We start from the raw sequence: 23,710 nt of genomic DNA, 5'->3' as shown, positions 1-23,710 counted from the left end.
TATCTTTTTTGAAAAATAACCTAGCTTTCCTGTTCCTTTGTTCATTCTTAATTAGTTTTTCTGCTTTAGCCCAAAACGCCATTATAAAAGGTGTGGTTTTAGACGAGGCTAAAATCCCAGTTTCAGATGCATATGTGTCTTATGAAAATTCAGGAACTCAAACTGACAAAAATGGTGTTTATGAGCTTTCTATTCCTGCCAATAGAGAAGTAAGTATTAAAATATCTCACGTAGGGTTGAAGGATGTAATATTTACTATCAAGCTAGATGAAAATCAGGAGTATGAATTTAACCCTGTTCTAAATACTAACATTGAGCAAATTAGTGAGGTAGTTATCACAGGTCGTGAACGAAAAATCGTAGAAGGAATCACTACATTGGATCCGGAAACAATAAGAACAACTCCTTCCGCTAATCCTGGAGTAGAAGGATTATTAAAAAGTTTACCTGGTGTTAGTTCTAATAATGAATTGAGTACCCAATATTCAGTTAGAGGAGGTAATTATGACGAAAATTTAGTATACGTAAATGAAATTGAAGTATACCGGCCTTTTCTAATCAGGTCTGGTCAGCAAGAAGGATTAAGTTTTGTAAATACAGATTTAGTAAGAAACGTAGATTTTTCTGCTGGTGGTTTTCAAGCTAAATATGGAGATAAATTATCTTCAGTTTTAGACATTACCTATAGAAGACCTACCCGATTTGGAGCCACGGCAGATCTGAGCTTACTTGGCGGAAGTGTTTCTGCAAGCGGTATCACTAAGGACAAAAAACTATCGGGAATTATCGGTGTTCGATATAGAGACAATAGCCTCCTTGTCAATGCAAAAGAAACAGAAACCAATTTTAGACCTAGATTTACTGATGTACAAACGTATATCTCTTACAATTTTTCCAAAAAATTCGAATTAGGTTTTTTAGGTAACATAGCAATTAACAATTATGATTATGAGCCACTGACTCGTCGAACAAACTTTGGTACTTTCACAAATCCTATTGCATTGACCATATTTTATGAAGGTCAGGAAGTAGACAAATATGAAACATACTTCGGAGCGTTAAAGGGAACTTATCAAGCTAATGAAAACCTTACCCTAAAATTCATCGCCTCTGGATACCATACTCAGGAACAGGAACATTTTGATATTCTTGCAGAGTATTTTTTAGGGACGGTAAACACAGATATTGGTAGCGGAGATTTAGGTGATGTAGAATTTAACCGAGGAGTAGGTTCTCAACTTACCCACGCCAGGAATGACCTTGATGCTCTTATATTTAATGCAGAACATAAAGGAACCTATATTGAAGACAAGCACCAATTGGATTGGGGTATTAAGTATACCTCAGAAGATATTAGAGATCGTATACAAGAGTATGAGATTCTAGACTCTGTAGGTTTTTCTATTCGTCCATTAAGAGATGAATTTGTAAACGAGCAACCATACGCTCCCTTTGCCAGTCCAATTGTTCCATTTAATAGTGTCAGAGCAAGAAATAATGTAAAAATTGATAGAATCTCAGGATATGCTCAGTATAGTTTCCGTTCTAATTATAATGAAAACGAAATCTGGGCAAATGTAGGTATTAGGTCTCAGAACTGGACTGTATCCGGAGACGGGCTCCAAAGCCAATCAAACATAGTTTTTAGCCCCAGAGCTCAATTTGCTATTAAGCCTAATTGGAACTCAGATATGATATTCCGTCTTTCGGGTGGATTTTATCACCAACCACCTTTTTATAGAGAATTAAGAGATCTAAATGGTGTAGTTAGACCTGAAGTAAAAGCTCAACAATCCATACATGCTGTGTTGGGTAATGATTATAGTTTTGATTTATGGGAAAGACCCTTTAGTCTCACCACAGAATTATATTATAAAAAGCTCACAGATGTAAATACATATACAGTAGAAAATGTTAGGATAAGATATCGAGCTAATAATAATGCAGAAGCCTATGCTACAGGATTAGATATGAGGCTTAATGGAGAGTTTGTTCCCGGTACGGAAAGTTGGGTTAGCCTAGGTATTCTACAAACTAAAGAAAATCTTGACAACCGTGGTTATATTGCGCGACCTACAGATCAACGTCTTAAGATTGGAGTATTATTTCAGGATTATGTGCCTACAATGCCTAATCTAAAAATGTATCTTAACATGTTATACCAAACCGGTGTGCCGGGTGGAACTCCTAGTTCTGCGGATCCATATCTACAGGATAGTAGAGGAGATAACTTTAGGGATCGACGTCTTAGAGATTACCGTAGAGCAGATTTAGGGGTATCATATATTGTGGTAGATCAAAACAAACGAATGCGAGAAGGGCATTTCTTAAATAATTTTAGAGAACTAAATTTAGGGTTTGAAATTTTCAATGTTTTTGACAACAGAAACTCTATCACTAATACTTTTGTGAGAGATGCTGCCAGTCAGTTACAGTTTGCCATCCCTAACTTATTGACACCTAGAATTTTTAATGTGAGGGTCGGAATGAAGTTTTAATCAACCTTCAATGAACTTCTTCAGAACGTCAATTACATAATCAATCTCTTCTTTGGTATTAAACTTAGAAAAAGAAAATCTTATCGAAGGTTTAGCTAGATCCTCTTCTGGTAAAATTTCTGTAAGCACATGAGAACCTTTACTACTACCACTCTGGCAAGCACTACCTTTAGAACAGGCAATTCCATTAATATCAAGATGAAATAATAAGATTCCAGCTTTATCTTCTGATATTGGTAAACAAGCGTTGATTAGTGTATAAGTGCTATGTCCAATCTCACAGCAATTGGCGTTAAATTTTACACCTTCGATTTTTTCTTTCAGTTGATCTACAAAATAAAGCTTAAGGTCAGAAACATATGCTTTTTCTTGTTCCAGATTTTCATACGCCAATCGTAGCGCCTCATCCATACCGACTATATTATGCACAGCTTCTGTTCCGGCACGATATCCCCTCTCCTGTTCTCCTCCAAAAATTAAAGGTTTCAGTCCCGAGTTTTTACGGATATATGCAAAACCTACTCCCTTAGGCCCATGAAACTTATGAGCACTTACTGCAGTAAAGTCTACATTTAATTCATTAAGATTCACATCATAGTGTCCCACAGATTGTACCATATCGCTATGAAAAAGAGCATTATGTTCTTTGCATAAATCACCTACTCGTTGAATATCTAAGATCGTTCCCACCTCATTATTAATATGCATCAGGCTTACTAAAGCCTTTTCATCAGAATCACCTAATAAAGAGGCAAGATGCTCATAATCTATAGAACCTTTGTTGTCTATATCTACATAACTCACCCTAATTTTATGATGTGTTTCAATTTCCTGAACAGTGTGTAAAACAGCATGATGTTCAATACGCGAAGTAATAATATGTTTCACTTTTAAATCCCTAACAGCACTATTAATCACTAAATTATCCGCTTCAGTACCCCCAGAAGTAAAAATAATCTCCGAGGCTTTTACACCTAAATATTTAGCTATATTCTTACGGGTTTGTTCTATATGATTCTTTGCAGAACGCCCAAATCCGTGAGTTGAAGAAGGGTTTCCATAGTCCTCTGCCAAAACTAAGGCCATTTTTTCTATAACTTCAGGTCGTAACTGTGTAGTAGCTGCACTATCAAAATATACCTTTTGCATAAAATCAAAATAATTTGTGATAAATATGAGTAAAACGAATATTTCTGCAAAAATAAGCTTTAATATTTGCTATATCTTCATTTTTTGCATTCGCAAAGCTAGTTCAAATAAAATTATTTTCCACACGTTACTCTATAATCTTTCAATTGCTGTACTTTTGTCTGAAATTCTTTAAAATTAAGTGTAAAAATGAACATTTGTATTTTTGTTTCGTCTTTAGAATTAAAACGAATCAAAATCTTAAAAAAACCAGGATTTGAAATCATTTAAAATATTATTATTCTTTCTCATTATATCATTATCCTCTTGTGATGATGGAGATATCATTGTTACTAGTTTTGAATTTGACGATGCTACCTTACAACTTTGTGAAGGATCTAAAGAAAATGAATTTGTATTCTTTAAAATTAATACCAGTAACAATGAGGCTATTTCATTTAATTTTATCGATGATACTTTTTCTGAAACAAAAGAGACAGCTAGTCCTATAATAATTCAGTTAGACGATAACAATAAACTTATATACAGACAGTTTAACGTTGCTATTGATAATAATTATTTTTGTAATAGTATACCACCAAGCAATATCATTGTTACCGAAGAATTTGTTAGCGTACAAGGTAACGCTGAGATAATTGTACAAATTATAGAAGAAGATGATAATGATGGTGTAGATCCAATAGTAGAATCGGGTGGCATTGATCCTACAGCAGACCCTGATGGAGATGGAGTTCCTAATTATCTGGATGATGATCGAAATAATGCCTCCACAGGAAACGTAAATGGTCTTATAGAAGCTGGGTTTGACACCGACAATGATGGAATTCCTAATTTCAAAGATCAGGATGATGATAATGATAATATTCTTACTAGTATAGAGTTTCCTGATGATGATCCCGATACCGACAACCCCAGGGATACTGATGGAGATAATATTCCAGATTACTTAGATAATGACGACGATGGAGACAAAGTTCTAACTATTAATGAAGATATTGATGAAAATGGAAACCCAAGAGATGATGACTATGATGGAGACGGAATATTTAACTACTTGGATAATGATGATGATGATGATGGGGTTCTAACTATTAATGAAGATAGCAATGGTGATAATGATCCAAGAAATGATGATAATGATATGGATATGATTCCTGATTATTTAGACACAGACCCAAATCCTAATGATGAAAATATTCCATTTGTTGATTTAAATCCAAGCTTAAGCAATACAGTCATAACTACTTTTAGATCTACGGTAAGCTTTACTGACTTAATGTTTAATGCCAATAATAGCAATCTGCAGAACAATATATTTTCATTTGGTAATAAAGAAGTTACTATTTCTATAACAGATGAGGAGAATTAAATTTTAAGGTTAAACATGATTAAACTATATAGTTATATTATATTATTGATGCTTATTCTAAGTTGTAGCGAGGGAGATGTTATTCAGGATAATATTGATTTTCTGGCAGACCTAGAAAGCTGCTCAAATGGTAATAATTTTGTGTTTTACAAAATTGATGATGATATTAATCGATCTTTATCAGTAAATTTTACAAGCACTTCCTTTGATATTACTCCTCAAACTGATGATATTTCGGTGGACGAACCTACTATATTCACATTAAGCAGTTCTAATCAATTAATTTATAGACAATTTAATTCTCCTATTAATGGACAAGACTACTTTTGTAGCAGTATTCCACCAAGTAATATTAGTGTGACCGAAGAACTAATAAGTACGAATGGATCTTTGGAAATAAGTTATACAGCATTACCGCCCTCTACAGATGGTCAAGATAGATTTACCAGGACCGTAACATTAAAGAATGTAACATTTGTAGGCGAAAGAGGAATTATCAGAAAGGAAAATTTATTATTAGGTAGCGAGGAAATAATTATTACAAATTAATTACTTAGGATTCTGTATAATATAAATTTCCATAGCGCCTAAACCGTATTTTTTATAATCTGCATCAGAGATCCTGACATTATCGTATCTACCAAATAAGTATTTGAGTTCTTCTTTTAGAACACCTTGCCCTACTCCATGAATGAAAACTACTTTTGGAATTCGTTTGTGGATTGCAAAATCCAATTGTCGTTTAGCTGTATCCAGTTGTAAAGTAACCATCTCATGATTGGTCATCCCTTTGGTTGATTTTACTAATTTATGGATATGTAAATCTACCTCCATAGGTGGTAAATTTCTTTCCTTTGGTCTTGGAACCGGTCTCTTAGGTTTCTTTTTAAAAACCTCTTTCTCCTGAAGGTTCTTATGAACCTCTTCATAAGAAGGTAATATCATCTCACCAGACTGTATTTTTACTACTTCGCGTATAAGAAATTGCATATCAAAACCATCCTCAGTCTCAATAGTTACTCCATCATTTTCAACAGAAATTACCTTACCTGTTATTGGCTCATCTAATACTGAAACCGTGTCACCAACTTTAATCATTCTTCTTCTTCAATATATGTTTTACTCTCTATTCTTGATCTAGATGCCAATGTGGTATTTACCCAAAACAATCCTAACATTAAACAAATTATTCCGACACTCTGTATATAATAATTTTTTGTCTGAGTTCCTATTTCTGTCACTAGAGCTATAGCTCCAATACAAATCAATAGTATGCCGATAACTTTTTTTATTCTTCCTTGTTTCATGCTGTAAAAGTAATAAATCAGATTTTTTAATTCGAAATGTTATAAATAACTTAATTATGTATATTGCGTAATATAATCAGAAAACAATCTCTCTTTGGAAAAATATATGCTTCCTTGTTTAAACAAAAAACTATTTGGTGTAGATTGCCTGGGTTGTGGCATGCAGCGTTCTGCGGCGCTAATATTAAAGGGAGAGTTTGTAGCAGCTTTTTATATGTATCCTGCTATTTATCCTCTATTATTTTTATTGATATTTATAGGGTTTAATTTCTTTGTGTCATTTAAACATGATTGGACAATTAAACTAGCATTGATGATTATTACTGTGCTTACTATAATTATAAGCTATTTTATTAAAATGAAAATATTTTTTTAACTAATCAATTTTTATTATGGAAAAACAAACGTTACCCAATTCAACCCTTATTTTAGTATTTGGTATTTTATCTCTTGTAGGATGCTGTTGCTCAGGTTTTATAGGATTAATTTTCGCAATTATTGCCTTAGTATTAGCAAAAAAAGCGACTACCTTATATACAGAAAACCCTGAATTATATGATGGATACAATAATGTTAAAACTGGAAAGATATTAGCCATCATAGGTTTAATACTTAGTAGTATTGCAACTATTTACTCAATATGGGTTCTTGCTACCGTGGGTACAGAAGGATACCAACAAATGATTGAAGAGTTTTCTAGAGGATTCAATGAAGGAGTGTCTGGTAACTAAATATATATTTAAGCAAAATATAACTGTCTGAAATACTATTTTCAGGCAGTTTTTGTTTACATCACTTCTAAAAATTGGAAAGTTTTATTGATTTTATTGAATCCAACCTTATGCAATGCCCCTCAAAACAAATGTTGGGTATGAATTGTCTTGGTTGCGGATTACAACGAAGTTTTGTTTTACTTCTCAAAGGAAATTTAGCAGAATCCTTCTTGATGTATCCAGCTCTTATCCCTATGCTATTTATGATGAGCTTTTTAATTGCTCATCTTATTTTCAAATTCAAGAATGGAGCGAAAACTCTACAATATTTTTATATCCTGAATATTATACTTATTATTACCAACTTTATTATTAAAATCTAATACACCTTTATGGAAACTAAAGAACAACTACCCAATGCTACTTTAATACTTGTATTTGGGATTTTATCCATTGTCTCATGCTTTTGTTATGGAATCTTTGGGCTTATTTTTGGAATCATAGCCTTAGTATTATCTAAAAATGCTACCACATTATATAATGCTAATCCTGAAATGTATACAGGATACGAAAATGTGAAGGCAGGAAAAATATGTGCAATAATTGGTGTAGTACTTAGTGCGTTATTATTTTTACTAATGATTATCTACTTTATATTCATTGGGGCTATGTTACCTTGGTCAGAAATTATGGAGGGAGGATATTAATAAAAACAACTTGCCATAAATATTTTTAATAGAAACATAAATTACACTAAGAATACTAAAGTTTTAAGAAATTTTATAAAAGAAGTAAATTTCTCCAAGGTAAGCCGACTGTCATTTTATAGGAACACGATTTCAAACTTTTAATATTCGCTAGCAAATCAAGATTTTGGGTATTTACTCAGTAGAGAATAAAAAAAGGAGGCTTAGAAGACCTCCTTTTTATTAACTAAATTAAACTAAGATATAGCTCCTTCTGACTTTGAAGATGCATTTACTGCTAAGTTATATACAACTAATCCAAAACCAATTTTGTTTACAGCATCACCTATATTATAGATGACATCCATAGCTAAACCGCCAAATATACTTTCATACCATCCAGGTGTTCCTGCCATATATCCAATTGGATAAATCGCCCAACCAACAAGTACAAACCAACATAATGTCTTATGTGCTTGGAGAACCGGTCCTCCAGCTTCTTCGGCTAGTTTTTTTGCACGACCCAACCAAATATCATACACTATAACAAAATAAGCAATTCCAGAAATTAGCCCCCATAACCAAGCTTGATCTCTGTATACTGCTTCTCCAAAGTATCCGGTTACTAACATAATTACAGATAAAATAATTAGTCGCCACATTAGTGATTTTTTAGCACCAGCAATTTTAAGAATAAGATAAAACTCCACGCACATAAGAGGCACTGTTAATATCCAGTCTACATAACGGAAAAACGTAGGTGATGATCCATGATCATACCAATAATCACGCATATACCAATAATGTACAGCTGCAATAAAAGTAATTAATCCTGAAATCAGAATTGAAGTTCTCCATTTTCTATCATAACTATTCATAGAAAAAAAGAAAAAAACCGATGCGGCCATCATAGCCATGCAACCAACAAAAAAGGTAAAACCTACGTAATCATCCGTTGCAATTTCGGGGATCAAAGGGATTGACATAAATATACTTTTCATAACAATTATAATTTTGTTTAATCAAATTTAATAAACATTAAACAAAAATTGTTTAACTTTAGGATAACTTTATTAAACATTATGAAAAAAAACGTCCTTTTTTTTACGAATTTGAAAAGTTTTATGTTAATAGCTACTTTTTTTTCTCTGTGGTTTGCCGTCTACTTTCAAGATAATATCGAAGATATTTTTGCATATATTTTAATCCTATCCCTAGGAATTTTACACGGTACCAATGATATTAAGCTCATTCAAAAAGCTTCAGAGCTTTCTAATAGTTCTCAAAAAACCAAACTTTATAAAATTTTAATTAGTTATTCTTCTATAGTAACTTTAAGTATACTTAGCTTTTATTTTGTACCAGTTTTTGCGTTATTCCTATTTATATTTTTTAGTGCATATCATTTTGGAGAACAGCATTGGAGTTCTAAAATATATAATAAGAGCTTTACCAGTAGGATTATGTATACTACTTATGGTCTTATAATTCTTTTTATGCTCTTTTTCAATAATAGTCAAGAAGTTACCATTATTATCAATAATATTACTGGTATTTCTTTTACAAAGAATCTTTATTTATATATTCTTATATTTTCTAGCATATGTTTTTTGATAATAAGCATTAAAGAAAACATATATGCTAAGATAAAGTCTAATCCATTAGAAGAAGTGTTTTATCTATTTCTGTTTTTTATAGTATTTCATACAGCATCACTACTGTGGGCTTTCGCTATTTACTTTATCTTTTGGCATAGTATACCTTCTTTAGCAGACCAGGTCTACTATCTATATGGTGACTACAAAAAGAAAAATTTCTATAAATATTTAAAATCCTCCTTCCCATATTGGTTAATATCAATAATTGGGCTGTCTATTTTGTATTTCGTTTTTGATGATCAAAATCATCTGTTTTTATCAATATTTTTTATTTTAATAGCCGCTATTACCTTTCCGCACGTACTGGTAATGGCTAAATTCAAAAAACAGTAAACATCAAAAAAACCTTCGAAGCTAGCTTCGAAGGTTCTATCTATATTTTAACTATCAACCTGTTTTAGATCAACTGATTGACAATGTTAATTCATGAACATCTCATTACTCAAAACCTTTCAAAGTCTTAGTAATAATATCTACACAATCTAATAATTGCTCTCTATTCATAACCAGAGGTGGAGCAAAACGAATGATATTTCCATGAGTTGGTTTAGCCAAAAGACCATTTTCTTTTAAGGCTACACAAATATTCCAAGCAGTTTCACTTTCCTCATCATCATTGATTACTATAGCATTCAGTAGTCCTTTTCCTCTTACAAGCTTAACAATTTTTGAGCTTTCGATATACTTGTTCAATTCTGATCTAAACAATTCTCCTAGTTCATAAGCATTTTCGGCTAGTTTTTCATCTCTTACAACTTCAAGAGCGGCAACTGCCACTGCCGCGGCAACTGGGTTTCCTCCAAAAGTACTTCCATGATTTCCTGGTTTGATTACTTCCATAATATGATCATCGGCTAATACTGCAGAAACGGGATACGCTCCACCACTTAATGCTTTACCTAATATCAAAACATCTGGTTTAACATCAGGTGTATCTGAACAATTTTTATCCGAACAAGAACAATTTCCACAAGTAGCTAATAATCTACCTGTTCTGGCAACACCTGTTTGTACTTCATCAGCAATAAAGAGTACGTTATGCTTTTCGCAAAGCGCTTTAGCTTTAGCTAAATAACCATCAGAAGGAACATAAACTCCTGCTTCTCCCTGAATTGGCTCTACTAAGAAACCTGCAACATTTTTACCGTTTTCTAAAGCATCTTCAAGAGCCTGTAGATTATCATATTCGATTTTGATAAATCCTGCTGTATATGGGCCAAAGTTTTTTCTGGCAACAGGATCATTAGAGAAAGATATAATAGTGGTCGTTCTTCCGTGAAAGTTATTCTCACATACTATAATCTCTGCTTCGTTTTCTGAAATACCCTTCTTTTCATATGCCCATTTTCTGCAAAGTTTCAACGCTGTTTCTACAGCCTCTGCTCCTGTATTCATGGGAAGGAGTTTGTCAAACCCAAAATACTCTGTGGCAAACTTTTCGTATTCTCCTAACTTATCATTATAAAATGCACGAGAAGTTAAGGTCAATGTTTGTGCTTGCTCCATCATTGCTCCTACTATTTTAGGATGACAATGTCCTTGGTTAACTGCAGAATATGCGCTTAAAAAATCATAATATTTCTTTCCTTCTACATCCCACACATATACACCTTCTCCTTTATTTAAAACTACAGGTAAAGGATGATAGTTATGAGCTCCATACTTGTTTTCTAGATCGATTGCTTGTTGAGAAGTTAATTTTTCTAAAACAGCCATTTTTAATAATTTAAATTGATAAAATAACCATTCCTTCTGTACCTTTATCCTTTCGAAAAGACTCGAAAATTCAGCGTGGGAGAGAAATCATCCCTAAGAGAGTCACAAAATTACTAAATCTTTATTGATTATTTAATTTTCGAGTCTTTAAACGATTCTATTTTTAATTATTCAAAATAATAGGTGCATTTTACTAAGGTTTAAGAATTTTGAAAAACAAATTCTCAAATCATTTATCATATTTTTCCAGCTATTGATGAAATCTGTAATTCTAGCCTTTTTATTTCTCTCAATAGTGCATTCTTATCTATTTGTAACCAAGAGTACAACTTTAGCATTGATGCTGTCATTATAGATAAAAAACCTGCTCCACTCCATTTTATGAGCTCATTCGTATTATCAGTATTAAGAAATTGTACCACACAATAAATAAAAAATCCAAACGAAATAACATTTACTATGTTCATCATAATGATAATCCATCTGTTTTTTGTTTTATAAAGTCCTCCTATCATCTCTAAGATGTTTTGCTCATCCAATTCGTCATAAAACTTTGCTTCTTCTTGGGTTAGTGTTTCTTTTATTAATCGATCAATATCTTCTATTTTATTATTCATGATTTTTAGTTTTTAAAATTAACTTCAGTTTTTCTCTAGCGGTAAACAAACGAGATTTCACAGTCCCTGTAGAAATACTTGTTATCTCAGCTATTTGTTTAATGTTATATTCTTCGACATAAAAAAGATGAAGCACCATTTGCTGGTCACCCGGTAGTTTTTCAATAGACTTCTTTAATAAGACCCTTTTATGCTCAGATTCATCATAAACTTCATTCTTAACCAAGTTCTGATTGAGTTCTTTGCGATAAGAATTTAAATTATCTCGCTCTTTTTTATTTTTTCGTAACCAATCAATTGATTTTCTAGTAACAATAGCCAAAGCCCAACTCCCAAAACTGTTACTATCTTTTAGGTTATTAATTTTTTGCAAAATTGTACTCCAACTATCTTGCGCAATATCCTTAGAAATCTCTTTATCCTTAATATACCAATTTGCTTGTGTGCATAATTTTTCATGCCATCTTTTAACAAGAATTGCAGCAGCCTTCTTATCACCGGATTGGCATTGTAATACCAACAAAGAATCAAATGTTTTATTGGTGCTTGTCATGGTAACCTTTATAATATAGACGTAGAAATATTAATTAGGTTCATTTTTTTTATTTCTTTTTTATAAGATATGCTGAATAATTAATAAGTATATGCTTTCTATTCTTATTTTTGCGCTATGGCAAGAAAAAATCGAAGACAAATCTTTGAAAAAATTGAAGTTATAGATGCAGGTGCAAAGGGAAAGAGTATTGCCAAAGCTCCTGATGGAAAAGTTATTTTAATAAACAATGCAGTTCCTGGTGACATAGCAGATATACAAACTACAAAAAAACGCAAGGCCTATTACGAAGGCTCTGCTACTATTTTTCATAAGTATTCTGAAAAACGAGTAGATCCTGTATGTAAACATTTTGGAACTTGTGGAGGTTGTAAATGGCAATTTATGGACTATAAACACCAACTAGCCTATAAACAACAAGAAGTAGTTAATAACCTTACCCGACTTGGTAAAATTGAATTACCGGATGTACACCCTATAGTAGGATCTGAAGATCAATTTTTCTATAGAAACAAAATGGAATTTTCTTTTAGTGATAGTAGATGGTTAACACCTGAAGAAATTAAAAGTGATGCTGATATTGACAATAGAAATGCTTTAGGCTTCCATATTCCGGGAATGTGGGATAAAATTCTGGACATTGATAAATGCCATCTTCAGGAAGATCCCAGTAATGCTATCAGAAATAAAGTAAAGGAATTTGCTACTGTAAATAATCTTTCATTTTATAATGCGAGAAACCAAGATGGTTTTCTTCGAACATTGATGATACGAATTTCTTCTACTGGAGAAATTATGGTTCTTGTACAGTTCTTCTATGAGGATGTAGAACAAAGAACTTTATTATTAGATTTTATAGGCTCAGAATTTCCTGAAATTACTTCACTTCAGTATGTAGTTAACCCAAAAGGTAATGATACTATTTATGATCAAGAAGTAATCTGTTATATAGGAAAGGACTATATTGAAGAGGAAATGGAAGGTTTACGTTTTAGAATAAATGCAAAATCATTTTACCAAACCAATTCTAAACAAGCATACGAATTATATAAAGTAACGCGTGATTTTGCGAACCTTACTGGAAACGAATTAGTTTATGACCTTTATACAGGTACAGGGACGATTGCTCAATTTGTTGCTAAAAAAGCAAAAAAAGTTATAGGTGTAGAAGCAGTTCCTGAAGCTATTGAAGATGCTAAGAAAAATGCAAAAAACAATACAATTGACAATGTAGAATTCTATGTTGGTGATATGAAAAAGGTCTTTACCAAAGATTTTATTGCAAAACACGGCCAGCCAGAAGTAATCATTACTGACCCTCCAAGGGATGGAATGCATAAAGATGTAGTAGGACAATTATTAAATATTTTGCCTAATAGAATTGTATATGTTAGTTGTAATAGTGCAACACAAGCTCGTGATTTAGCGTTATTAGATGAGAAGTATAAGGTAACCAAAGTGCAACCTGTGGACATGTTTCCGCAGACTTATCATGTTGAGAACGTGGTGCTATTAGAAAAAAGGTAATGTATGAAAGTAACTAAAAGTTTATTATTTTTTGCCGCTACACTAATTATGTTACATGCTATATCCAGCTGTGAACGTGATGATATCTGTGCAGAAAACACACCTACCACTCCATTATTGATCATACGGTTTATTGATAATAACGATGGAATAACTTTTAAAAGTCCAACCGATCTAAGAGTTAAATCAACAGACAGTGACATTACCGAAAATTTTCTGGATGCCATAACTCAAGACTCTATTGCAATTCCTTTAAAAACTACAGAATCGATAACCGAATTCGAGTTTACTATAAATGCCAATAGTGAAGACCCTGATATTATCGCCAATACAGATACAGTTAGTTTTCAATATACAATATCAGAAGAATATGTAAGTACCGCCTGTGGCTTTAGGGTTATTTACAATACGTTAACCAGGACGTTAACAAATGAAGATGGAGAGGGTAACTGGATAAAAGATATAAGAATTCAACAACTAGAAGTAAACAATGAGAATGCCGCGCACGTATATATTTTTCATTAGTATTTTATTTTCCTGTTTTATTAATGGACAGGAAAATGCAAAGGTAAATGCAATAGATACCCTACCTCCATCAGAAAAATATGGAATTCGTTTGGGTGTCGATCTTGCAAGGTTTGTACGAACTGCTGTCAATGATGATTATTCTGGTTTTGAAGTAGTTGCGGATTATAGAATATATAAAAAGTTTTTTATTGCAGCAGAGTTAGGCAACGAATCGCTTATAAGAAAAGAGCCAAATATTAATGTAAAAGGTTCTGGTAGCTATATAAGGCTTGGTTTTGATTATAATGCCTATCAAAACTGGTACGGAATGCAAAATAGTATCTATGCGGGCTTACGTTATGGATTCTCTACTTTTGATCAGACTTTAAATAGTTATAGAGTTTTTACTTCTACCGATTATTTTCCAACTAATGAAATAACAGACTCTAAAAAGTCTAAAGATTTAACAGCCGGCTGGGTAGAACTAGTATTTGGTTTAAAAGTAGAACTGATCAAAAATCTATACCTTGGTGCTAGTGTTTCTATAAGAAATATGACAAATGAAGAAAAACCAGATGGATTCGATAACTTATTCATTCCAGGTTTTGGAAGAAACAACGATTTTAGTGAATTTGGAATCGGTTATAATTATTCAATAAGTTACTTGATTCCTTTTTATAAAAAGAAAAGGTGATAACACAGTACCACCTTTCCTAATTTTTAAAATATCTGATATTTTAACCCTATTATTTTAAAAACGTATCTGCAAGCATTTTTTGCAGTTCCGCCCAAGATTTTTCATCTGCTTCTTTTTGATAAGCAAGAGGAAGGTTGAATTTTTTACCAATAGAATCTGCTATTTTACTGGTAAAAGAATGTGTTGCTCCCTCGTAGGCTATATACTTATAATCAGCTTTGACACTATCCATTGCCTTTTTATAAGCTTCAACGGATGCTGCAGGAATAAACGGATCCACAGCACCATTACATACTAATATCTTTGCTTTGATATCCTTAGTTGGCATTACAGGCAATTGTACTCCGCTATGAAAAGCAGCCACTGCATCCAGATCTAATCCTTTATTTGCCATGGTTAGTGCAACACTTCCTCCAAAACAATATCCCATAGCAGCAATTTTATCGGCATCTACAGAGGTTTGTGATTTTAGCAATGTCATTGCTGCATTAAAACGTGCCGTGGCACTATCAATATTACCCATAACGCTCATAGCAAATTTACCTGCATCATCAGGATGTACTGCTAATTTACCATCTCCATACATATCTATGGCCAAAGCTACATACCCAAGTTCTGCCAACATATCCGCTCGCTGACGTACATACTCATTATGTCCCCACCACTCATGAATTACAATAATTCCAGGGCTTTTGTCAGTGGCATTTTCGTTATAAGCCAAATATCCTTTCATAGATATGGTATCCGCCTTATACGTGACTTCTTCTGTTTTAAGTCGAAAAGGTTTTTCTACGATTTCTTCTACTTCTTCTGTTACTTCTTTAGTTTTATCGGACTTATTTTCTTTACAACCAATCAAAAGTAAAAGAGAAAAAGCCATTAGGATGTGATGTGTGTGAGTTTTCATAAAAGTTAGTTTTAAGTTTAGGATTTTCAGATTTACTACATTAAAGGTAATCAAAAGCTATGCTAACTAAACCTCTTTGATCAAGAAATAGTTGATTTATCGTTTTGGGATTGTACCTCTTGACTTTTAAATTTATAAGTAAAGAGTAACATCCAGAGGAAGGATCTCAATTGATAAACTCTCTTCCTCAATTTTCTTTTTTAAAGCATCAGCTTTGCTGAGATTTCGCATAGTTGCATATACCTTGAAATTGTTTTTGGCAAAAAGAATGGCACTTTCAAAACCTACACCGGTTGAAGTTCCTGTAATTAATATATTTCTGATCATAAGAGTATAATTTTTAGAATAAACAATTAGTCCTCTACATAAGGAGCACCCGCTTCATTAAGAGCTTTTATAAGCGTATTTATTTCATTTTGTATCCCATTAAACTTAGTGTTGGTTGTTGCTAACTGAGAATTTATAATATCCATAGTTTGTACATGAGTATCTGTAGGGCCATATGTAGAGCGTTGTACTCCTCTGTAAATTGCAAACATTCGATCGCTAATAGTAGGTTTGGTTTTCTCTCCTACCTGCTGTTTGGAACGATTGCCATAAAATTCCGTACTCAGTGCATCCATGCGTTTTTTAATATTATTTAGCCTAACATCCATATCTCCCGGGCTAATCTGAGCATTTGCCAGCGCCCGTTTCATAGCTTTAATTTTTTTACCGGCTTTGTTCATTCTCAAATCCAATTCGGACACTTTACCAACAGCAGCTTCATAATCTCTCCAGAATTCAACTACCCTATCAGGAGTAACTCCAGGCAATGCTCCTTTACGCATCTGCTTTACCTGAAAAGTAATTGGCTCTGATAATGGAGTTATTTTTCCGTCCATCAATTTGGATAATGTAGCCTTATAGGTTCCGGGGGAAGCCATAAAACCTTCAGGTGAGCCAAAAGAGTTTTCATTTTTTTCTAAGGTAATGGCATCAGGTGCTGGATATTTAAGATCCCAGGCAACTCGGTGAAATCCGGATTGTATAGGTCCACTGATTCTTCTTATAGTCTTACCATTACTATTTGTAATTGCAATAATAATTTGCGGTTTGACCTCGGTTCGCTCATTTTCTACTTTATCCCAACCCGGAAAAGCAATGTCTTTTCCTTTGTTTTTCTCCTCAGCCTTTTTTCGTTCTTCCATATTTGTCTTCAGGCCGTCCTTAAGATAATAGGTAAATACGGCTCCAAAATCTGGATTAGGTGCTACATAATGTGATGCTCCTAAACTCCCTTTTTGATCATCAAAATCGATATCAGGTCTTGGGATATACCACCAGGCATCTCGGGTAGGAAATAGCACTGCCTCTTCTTTTAACTTGGCTTCAGTTACACTCCTTAAGGCACTATAATCATCTAACACAAAGAATCCACGGCCAAAAGAAGCTGCCACCAAATCATTTTCCCTTCGTTGAATTGTCAAATCCCTAAAAGAGATAGTTGGCACATCACCTTTTAGTTTTATCCATTTATCACCCCCATTAGTAGAGAAATAAATACCAAATTCGGTAGCAACGAATAATAAATTAGGTTGAACGTGATCCTGAACCAGTCGCCACACTAAACTTCTGTTTGGTAAGTTACCCTTAATGGATTTCCAAGTCCTTCCTTTATCAGTACTCTTTAATAAATAAGGATTAAAATCTCCATATTTATGATTATCCAGAGCCACATATACTGTATTAGCATCAAAAAGATCTGCTTTGATATCATTTATAAACGCAGTGGCAGGTACATTAGGCAGTGTCCCTACATCAATTCTAAACCAATTGGCGCCTCCATCTTCTGTTCTTTGGATAATTCCATCATCAGTTCCTACATATAGCACACCATCTTGTTTGGGAGATTCTGCAATTGAGGTAATCGTATTATAATTAGACATTGCCAGGAAGTCCCATGGTGCATCCCAGGACTGTTTATTACCCATAATAGGTAGTTCTATTCGCTCCTGATTTTTGGTTAGATCTCCAGAGATAGCAGTCCATTTATCACCTCTGTTATCAGATCGCCAAAGACGCTGTGAAGCAAAATAGATACGTTTTGGATCATGAACACTTACCAAAATTGGCGCATCCCAATTAAAGCGTTCAAAATCTTCATCAACTCCTGGCTGTGGTTGAATATCAATTACTTCTCCTGTTGTTAAGTCTATTCTAGATAAGTTTCCTTCTTGTCTTTCGGCATACATAATATCTGGATTACCAGGTTCGGTTGCTGGTTGATGACCATCCCAGTTAAGGACTATTTTCCAGTCCGAATTTTGGATTCCGTGTACATTATCTGTCCGAGAAGGTCCTCCTTGTGTACTGTTATCTTGTGTTCCTCCATAGATATTATAAAAAGGTTCGGTATCATCCACGGCAAGTTTATAGAATTGCGTTACAGGTAGATTGTCAATAAATCTCCAATTCTGAGTTAGGTCAAAGGTTTCATATAACCCACCATCTGTACCTACCAACAAATAATTAGGATCATTTTTCTTAAAAGCAATAGCGTGATTATCCGAATGTTTATGCTCCTCTTTCATTCGCTTAAAGGTTTTACCTCCATCCTCAGAAATTTGCATGCGTACATCTACCAAATACAAACGTTCAAAATGGTGTGGAGAAGCATAGAGTTCCTGATAATAATGAGGCCCAGTTGCCCCAGAAACTGCATCAGACTGTTTTTTCCAGGTAGTTCCTCGATCAGCAGATCTGTATACGGCTCCTGTTCTTCGATCTAACTCGATTGCTGCATATAGAATATCAGGTTGTTGTGGAGAAATGGCTAACCCAATCTTTCCCATCCAAGATTTTGGCAGACCGTTTTTTAACAGTTCCCAGGTTTCTCCTCCATCTGTACTACGATGCAGTCCTGATCCGGGACCACCACCCATATATGCTGCTACAGTACGATGTCGTTGCCAGGTAGCTGCGTATAATCTATTAGGATCCCTGGGATCAATTTGAAGATCAGTAACTCCTACCCATTGATCATCTCCCAAAGTTTTTTTCCAAGTTTTTCTTCCATCAACGGATTTGTACAATCCTCTTTCTCCGCCTTTTTTCCATAGAGGCCCTTGTACCGCCACCCAAATAACGTTAGAGTTTTCCGGATGAATTATAATTTTAGAAATATGTTCAGATTTTTTTAGCCCCATATTTTCCCAGGTACCACCTCCATCCTTACTTCTATATATACCATCACCATATCCTACGTGCCGACCTCCAACATTTTCACCGGTTCCTACCCAAATAGTATTCCTGTTATTCGGGTCAATCGTCACACAACCTATAGAATATGAAGTTTGATCATCAAAAATGGAGTTCCAAGTGGTTCCGGCGTTTGTAGTTTTCCAAACTCCTCCCGATCCTATAGCAACATACCAGATACTTTCATTTTCCGGGTCAATTGCAATATCGGCTATTCGTCCAGACATAAATGCAGGTCCTATATTACGAAGTTTTAGCCCTGTGAAAACGGAATCTGAAAGTACCGACTTCACTTCCTGTTTTGATTTGGATCTCTGCCCAAAAGCAGGATACATACATATTAATAAAATTGTTATGAAAAAGATTTGTGTGTGTTTGGTTTTCATGTTGATGTAGTTGATTAGTAATTTTAAATACAAGTAAAAAATATAGAAATAACTGTACTTTTACTCTTAAGAAAACTATAAACTATGAGCGTTCTTTTCTTAACTTGTAAACTACAAACTTTACTGGAGAGATTATTTATTGGTTTCCCTTATTTTAGGAAATTCTAGATGAAAAAAGTACTTGTATTAGTTACTTCTGAAACCGGAACAATTCCAGAATGAAATAAAAATACGGCAGGGTCGAATAGATTATACTATAATACAAACCATAGTCAATTGTGTAAAGCCTTCACAAATTAACTTTCTTTTTTACTTTGAAACTTCGCCTTTTTACTTCCTTCATACATCTCGTATTTAACTAATCTTGATTCTAATTTACCGTTAAATACTTTTATTTTTCTGGAAGGTCGAAGTCCAACATATTTCAACCCTTCGAGATTAGAAGTAATAAACCAGGCATTGGTTCCAGGATAGCTTTGTTTTAAGGTATCTCCAATTTGTGAATAAAACTCTTCTACGTCCAACTGAAGCCGTTCGCCATATGGAGGATTAAATACCATATGGAGTTTCTCTTCTGTTTCTTTTGTACTTTCAAAGAAATTACCTTCTTTAATTTTTACAAAATCAATAAGGTTTGCATTCTCTACATTCTTCAATGCTTTACGAACTGCAGAAGGTGCTTTATCCATTCCGATAATCGAATGATGAAAATCTCTGGTTTTATTTAAACTGGCTTCTTCTATTTTTTCAAACAAATCCATGTCCCAATCTAACCATTTCTCGAAAGCAAACTCTTTACGATTAAGATTAGCAGGTATGTTGCATGCAATCATAGCAGCTTCAATAGCTATAGTCCCACTACCACACATAGGGTCTAAAAAATCACATTGCCCATCCCACCCCGAAAGCATTACCAAACCAGCTGCTAATACCTCATTAATTGGAGCAATGTTTGTTGCAGTTCGATATCCTCGGTGATGTAATGAACCACCAGAACTATCTAAAGATACTGTGCACAAATCCTGCTGAATATGAATATTAATAGTTAAATCCGGATACTCGGTATCTACATTTGGTCGTCGTCCTAGTTCTTTTCTGAATTTATCTACAATAGCATCTTTAGCTTTTAGTGAAACAAATCTGGAGTGATTAAAAATAGTAGAGTTTACGGTTGCATAAATTGCAAAAGTATCATCTGCATCTAAATAATCTTTCCATCTAATGCCCTGAATGAAGTCGTACAAATCCTTTTCGTTTCTAATCTTTTTAGAAGTAATAGGCTTCAGAATTTTCAGAGCAGTTCTAAGACATAGATTAGCTTTATACATAAAACCAGTATCGCCATAAAAACTGACCATACGATTACCTACACTTACCCTCTCTGCGCCTAAGTTTCTTAGTTCCTTTGCCAGGATTTCTTCAAAACCAAAAAAGGTTTTGGCCACCATTTTAAATGAATTACTCACTATTCTAAAAATTCTAAATTAATTAACTACTCAAAAAACTAAGATATTTTACCATCTTGAGAAAGTTATCTATTTTTTTGAGACAAACCCTCTGGAATTAATCTCATCGTTTGGGATTAAACCGCAAAAATACATTAATTTTGCGCCCTATGCTAAAAGATTCAACAATGTGGTATGCATCGTGGTTCGATACTCCATATTATCATATACTATACAAAGATAGAGACCATACTGAGGCGAAAAATTTCATGGACAACCTTACTAGTTATCTTAGTCTCCAAACACATGAAAAAATATTAGATTTAGCATGTGGAAAAGGCAGACATAGTATATACCTAAACTCTTTAGGTTATGATGTGACTGGTGTAGATCTGTCAAAAAACAGCATTGACTATGCTTCTCAATTTGAAAACGAAACATTAAGGTTTAAAGTTCATGATATGTGTAAACCATATTCTGAGAAGTTTTCTGCGGTTTTTAATCTGTTTACTAGCTTTGGCTACTTTGATAAAGAAGAAGATAACCTGAGCACTATAAAAGCTATAAAAGCTAACCTTAATGAACAAGGTTTTGGTGTGATTGACTTTATGAATGTTGATTACGTCATAGATAACTTAATTCCTGAAGAAGTTAAAGAAGTTGGTGGGATTACATTTTTTATAAAGAGATACGTGGAAGATGGTTATATTCTAAAAGAAATTAAATTTAAAGATGATAACGAAGATTTCTTTTTTACTGAACGAGTTAAAGCCATAACGCTCTCAGATTTTGAAAATTATTTTAAAAAAGCTGAAGTAAATCTTCTAGACATTTTTGGAAACTATCAATTACAAAAATTCAATAAAAAAACTTCACCAAGACTGATATTAATTTTTAAATAGTGCATAATTATATTCTATCTATATCGGCTGTTTGCATTGGAGCTTTGGTTGTTTTCATTTTCAACCCTTCTAACCAAAAAAACTTAAAACTATTATTAGCATTTAGTGGTGCCTTTCTGCTTGCTATAACAATTTTTGATCTTTTACCAGAAGTATTTGAAGATAATCTTTTTGCCAGACGAACTGGAGTATGGATTATGATTGGTATTTTGCTACAAAAAGTATTGGAATACTTCTCTAAAGGAGCTGAACACGGCCATATCCATTTAGACAAAGAAACTAGCCAAATCCCAACTCTACTTTTTATAAGTTTAGGTTTACACGCAGTTTTAGAAGGTTTTCCTATACATCACACCGATGGGATACTATTAGGGATTATTATACATAAAATCCCAGTAGCTATGATTTTAACTACTTTTTTGTTAAATACCAAAATCAAAAGACGGTTCATAGTTCTTTTACTAATAGTATTTGCTCTAATGACTCCATTAGGTACTTTTATTTCCGAAAATTTTACAGCTGTTCAAGAATACTACAAAGAAATAACTGCTCTAGTTATAGGTATTTTCCTTCACGTTTCCACAACGATCTTATTCGAAAGTAATGAAGGGCATAAATTTAATATTTCTAAACTACTTGTCATTCTAGCAGCTACTGCGATAGCTTATGTAATCTAAAAGATGTTTAGTAAAGAAGAGTCAAAAAAAATACGTCAAGAGTTTTGGACCAGTTTTGGAAAAGATTATCCAAGAAAATGGTTGCTTTACAATACTAAAATTAAAGATGTCACCCTTAAATTTACTTTTACCACCAAAAAAGCTCAGGTTTCTATAGACATAGAACCTAATGACGAAGTGATAAAAGGGTATTACTTCGACAAGTTTGTTAGCCTAAAAACCATTCTTACTACAGAATATTTACAAGAGGTAATATACGATCAATATTATGAGCTAGAAAATGGCAAAATCATATCCAGGCTTTACACAGAATTAGAAGGAGTAAGTATTCATAACAAAAATACCTGGCAAGAAACAATGGATTTTTTATATGAACAGATGGATAAACTAGAATTATTTTTTTTAGAATACAAAGACTATATTGATGACTAAAATAAAAGTCATTTATCAAATTATATATTTAAAAATAAATATATAATGAAAAATGCTTCCTGCTAATACAAAAATATGCCAAATCACATGATGAAATCTAAGCTTGTGAAAAGCATAAAATATAATCCCAAAAGTATATGCCGCACCTCCTAACATTAAATAAGTGATTCCTTCATAACTTACCACATCAGTTAATCTATTGATATCTAATACAATTAACCACCCCATAACTAAATAAAGAATAACTGATAATATCTCAAATTTGCCTGTAAAAAAAAGTTTAAGAACTGTACCAAAAGCTGCTATAGACCATACTGTAAAGAATAGTACCCAACCTTTACTATGTAGTAAACCTATTAGTGTAACAGGACTGTATGTTCCTGCTATCAATAAATAGATACAGACATGGTCAAGAATTCTAAATTTCTTTTTAAGATTAAGATTATTACTATAATGATATGCAGAAGAAGCAAAATATAATATAATTAATGAAACTGAGTATAACACTATCCCAAAAGTACTATAAGGTGTTTTATTTGAATCATAAGCTAGTAGCAAAAAAAGTCCTAAAACAGAAAGGATAAGTCCAAATCCATGACTCAACCAATTCCAGCGTTCTTCTGTTGGTGTTTGTATTTTCATATGTTACAAAAATAGGAAAGGATATGTAAAAAGAAATATCCCTGGTATTCGAGTACTTAAGAATTATAAAAAGTCGTTTCAA

The 23,710-nt window shown here is 33.3% G+C and carries 25 protein-coding genes; 13 read left to right on the top strand and 12 right to left on the bottom strand.

What is annotated here, in order from left to right:
* The first annotated feature begins 8 nt into the window (after window positions 1-8).
* Window positions 9-2,498, top strand: a complete 2,490-nt coding sequence (locus J8M14_RS14355) for a carboxypeptidase-like regulatory domain-containing protein (protein WP_211075505.1) — start codon at window positions 9-11, stop codon at window positions 2,496-2,498.
* Here J8M14_RS14355 and J8M14_RS14350 read toward each other — a convergent pair whose 3' ends face one another.
* Complete coding sequence (locus tag J8M14_RS14350; protein WP_211075504.1) at window positions 2,499-3,647, bottom strand: cysteine desulfurase family protein; 1,149 nt, start codon at window positions 3,645-3,647, stop codon at window positions 2,499-2,501. It abuts the gene before it with no gap.
* A 256-nt stretch (window positions 3,648-3,903) separates the two neighbouring features.
* On the opposite strand from J8M14_RS14350, the gene J8M14_RS14345 reads away from it, so the two are divergent.
* Window positions 3,904-5,016 carry a hypothetical protein gene (locus tag J8M14_RS14345; RefSeq protein WP_211075503.1) on the top strand — a complete coding sequence of 371 codons (1,113 nt, stop codon included), beginning with the start codon at window positions 3,904-3,906 and terminating at the stop codon, window positions 5,014-5,016.
* A 15-nt stretch (window positions 5,017-5,031) separates the two neighbouring features.
* A complete protein-coding gene (locus J8M14_RS14340) occupies window positions 5,032-5,565 on the top strand; it encodes a hypothetical protein (protein WP_211075502.1) in 534 nt (177 codons plus the stop codon).
* On the opposite strand, the gene J8M14_RS14335 is transcribed toward J8M14_RS14340, so the two are convergent.
* Entirely contained in the window at window positions 5,566-6,114 is a 549-nt protein-coding gene (locus J8M14_RS14335; protein WP_211075501.1) for a DNA mismatch repair protein MutS, read from the bottom strand.
* Complete coding sequence (locus J8M14_RS14330) at window positions 6,111-6,323, bottom strand: hypothetical protein (RefSeq protein ID WP_211075500.1); 213 nt, start codon at window positions 6,321-6,323, stop codon at window positions 6,111-6,113. The genes J8M14_RS14335 and J8M14_RS14330 overlap by 4 nt, the downstream gene beginning before the upstream one ends.
* 94 nt (window positions 6,324-6,417) lie before the next feature.
* Between J8M14_RS14330 and J8M14_RS14325 the strand changes: the two genes are divergently transcribed.
* The 3 genes from J8M14_RS14325 (at window position 6,418) to J8M14_RS14310 (ending at window position 7,743) form a co-directional block, all read left to right on the top strand.
* A complete protein-coding gene (locus J8M14_RS14325) occupies window positions 6,418-6,699 on the top strand; it encodes a DUF2752 domain-containing protein (RefSeq protein WP_247672651.1) in 282 nt (93 codons plus the stop codon).
* A 16-nt stretch (window positions 6,700-6,715) separates the two neighbouring features.
* Entirely contained in the window at window positions 6,716-7,054 is a 339-nt protein-coding gene (locus J8M14_RS14320) for a CCC motif membrane protein (protein WP_211075499.1), read from the top strand.
* Between the two features lie 374 nt (window positions 7,055-7,428).
* A complete protein-coding gene (locus J8M14_RS14310; RefSeq protein WP_211075497.1) occupies window positions 7,429-7,743 on the top strand; it encodes a CCC motif membrane protein in 315 nt (104 codons plus the stop codon).
* A 236-nt stretch (window positions 7,744-7,979) separates the two neighbouring features.
* Here J8M14_RS14310 and J8M14_RS14305 read toward each other — a convergent pair whose 3' ends face one another.
* Complete coding sequence (locus tag J8M14_RS14305; protein ID WP_211075496.1) at window positions 7,980-8,723, bottom strand: bacteriorhodopsin-like; 744 nt, start codon at window positions 8,721-8,723, stop codon at window positions 7,980-7,982.
* Window positions 8,724-8,804: 81 nt separating this feature from the next.
* Here J8M14_RS14305 and J8M14_RS14300 point away from each other — a divergent pair, with 81 nt between their 5' ends.
* The gene (locus J8M14_RS14300) at window positions 8,805-9,713 is read left to right on the top strand and encodes a Brp/Blh family beta-carotene 15,15'-dioxygenase (RefSeq protein ID WP_211075495.1); all 909 of its coding nucleotides are present in this window, start codon (window positions 8,805-8,807) and stop codon (window positions 9,711-9,713) included.
* Between the two features lie 105 nt (window positions 9,714-9,818).
* On the opposite strand, the gene rocD is transcribed toward J8M14_RS14300, so the two are convergent.
* The 3 genes from rocD to J8M14_RS14285 all read right to left on the bottom strand — a co-directional run bounded on the left by rocD (window position 9,819) and on the right by J8M14_RS14285 (window position 12,266).
* Window positions 9,819-11,096, bottom strand: a complete 1,278-nt coding sequence (rocD, locus tag J8M14_RS14295) for an ornithine--oxo-acid transaminase (RefSeq protein WP_211075494.1) — start codon at window positions 11,094-11,096, stop codon at window positions 9,819-9,821.
* A gap of 236 nt (window positions 11,097-11,332) precedes the next feature.
* Complete coding sequence (locus J8M14_RS14290; RefSeq protein ID WP_211075493.1) at window positions 11,333-11,713, bottom strand: DUF6768 family protein; 381 nt, start codon at window positions 11,711-11,713, stop codon at window positions 11,333-11,335.
* Window positions 11,706-12,266 carry an RNA polymerase sigma factor gene (locus J8M14_RS14285; RefSeq protein ID WP_211075492.1) on the bottom strand — a complete coding sequence of 187 codons (561 nt, stop codon included), beginning with the start codon at window positions 12,264-12,266 and terminating at the stop codon, window positions 11,706-11,708. The genes J8M14_RS14290 and J8M14_RS14285 overlap by 8 nt, the downstream gene beginning before the upstream one ends.
* A gap of 117 nt (window positions 12,267-12,383) precedes the next feature.
* Between J8M14_RS14285 and rlmD the strand changes: the two genes are divergently transcribed.
* Genes rlmD through J8M14_RS14270 form a run of 3 tightly spaced genes read left to right on the top strand, consistent with a single transcriptional unit; the run spans window position 12,384 to window position 14,994 of the window.
* Window positions 12,384-13,793: a 23S rRNA (uracil(1939)-C(5))-methyltransferase RlmD gene (rlmD, locus tag J8M14_RS14280; protein ID WP_211075491.1), complete on the top strand. Its 1,410-nt coding sequence runs from the start codon at window positions 12,384-12,386 to the stop codon at window positions 13,791-13,793.
* Between the two features lie 3 nt (window positions 13,794-13,796).
* Entirely contained in the window at window positions 13,797-14,318 is a 522-nt protein-coding gene (locus J8M14_RS14275) for a DUF6452 family protein (RefSeq protein ID WP_211075490.1), read from the top strand.
* Window positions 14,290-14,994: a DUF6048 family protein gene (locus J8M14_RS14270; RefSeq protein ID WP_247672650.1), complete on the top strand. Its 705-nt coding sequence runs from the start codon at window positions 14,290-14,292 to the stop codon at window positions 14,992-14,994. The genes J8M14_RS14275 and J8M14_RS14270 overlap by 29 nt, the downstream gene beginning before the upstream one ends.
* 52 nt (window positions 14,995-15,046) lie before the next feature.
* Here the strand turns inward: J8M14_RS14270 and J8M14_RS14265 are convergent, their stop codons facing one another.
* From J8M14_RS14265 to J8M14_RS14250, 4 genes are all read right to left on the bottom strand, one after another.
* Entirely contained in the window at window positions 15,047-15,904 is an 858-nt protein-coding gene (locus J8M14_RS14265) for a dienelactone hydrolase family protein (protein ID WP_211075488.1), read from the bottom strand.
* A 132-nt stretch (window positions 15,905-16,036) separates the two neighbouring features.
* Window positions 16,037-16,231 carry an SDR family NAD(P)-dependent oxidoreductase gene (locus tag J8M14_RS14260; RefSeq protein WP_211075487.1) on the bottom strand — a complete coding sequence of 65 codons (195 nt, stop codon included), beginning with the start codon at window positions 16,229-16,231 and terminating at the stop codon, window positions 16,037-16,039.
* A gap of 26 nt (window positions 16,232-16,257) precedes the next feature.
* Window positions 16,258-19,530, bottom strand: coding sequence for a glycosyl hydrolase (locus J8M14_RS14255; RefSeq protein ID WP_211075486.1), 3,273 nt, complete (start codon window positions 19,528-19,530; stop codon window positions 16,258-16,260).
* A gap of 296 nt (window positions 19,531-19,826) precedes the next feature.
* Complete coding sequence (locus J8M14_RS14250; protein ID WP_211075650.1) at window positions 19,827-20,978, bottom strand: class I SAM-dependent RNA methyltransferase; 1,152 nt, start codon at window positions 20,976-20,978, stop codon at window positions 19,827-19,829.
* A gap of 167 nt (window positions 20,979-21,145) precedes the next feature.
* Here J8M14_RS14250 and J8M14_RS14245 point away from each other — a divergent pair, with 167 nt between their 5' ends.
* Genes J8M14_RS14245 through J8M14_RS14235 form a run of 3 tightly spaced genes read left to right on the top strand, consistent with a single transcriptional unit; the run spans window position 21,146 to window position 22,986 of the window.
* Window positions 21,146-21,877, top strand: coding sequence for a class I SAM-dependent methyltransferase (locus tag J8M14_RS14245; RefSeq protein WP_211075485.1), 732 nt, complete (start codon window positions 21,146-21,148; stop codon window positions 21,875-21,877).
* On the top strand, window positions 21,877-22,554 hold the full coding sequence (locus tag J8M14_RS14240) for a ZIP family metal transporter (protein ID WP_211075484.1): 678 nt from the start codon (window positions 21,877-21,879) through the stop codon (window positions 22,552-22,554). Before J8M14_RS14245 ends, J8M14_RS14240 begins: the two co-directional genes overlap by 1 nt.
* 3 nt (window positions 22,555-22,557) lie before the next feature.
* Entirely contained in the window at window positions 22,558-22,986 is a 429-nt protein-coding gene (locus J8M14_RS14235) for a DUF4268 domain-containing protein (protein WP_211075483.1), read from the top strand.
* Between the two features lie 15 nt (window positions 22,987-23,001).
* On the opposite strand, the gene J8M14_RS14230 is transcribed toward J8M14_RS14235, so the two are convergent.
* Complete coding sequence (locus J8M14_RS14230) at window positions 23,002-23,628, bottom strand: hemolysin III family protein (RefSeq protein ID WP_211075482.1); 627 nt, start codon at window positions 23,626-23,628, stop codon at window positions 23,002-23,004.
* Between the last annotated feature and the right edge of the window lie 82 nt (window positions 23,629-23,710).

Origin of the sequence: Aquimarina sp. MMG016 (assembly GCF_018100805.1) — a bacterium.
Classification (GTDB): domain Bacteria; phylum Bacteroidota; class Bacteroidia; order Flavobacteriales; family Flavobacteriaceae; genus Aquimarina.
Note: the sequence above shows the minus strand (reverse complement) of the source record. Positions and strands in the feature narration are given on the sequence as shown.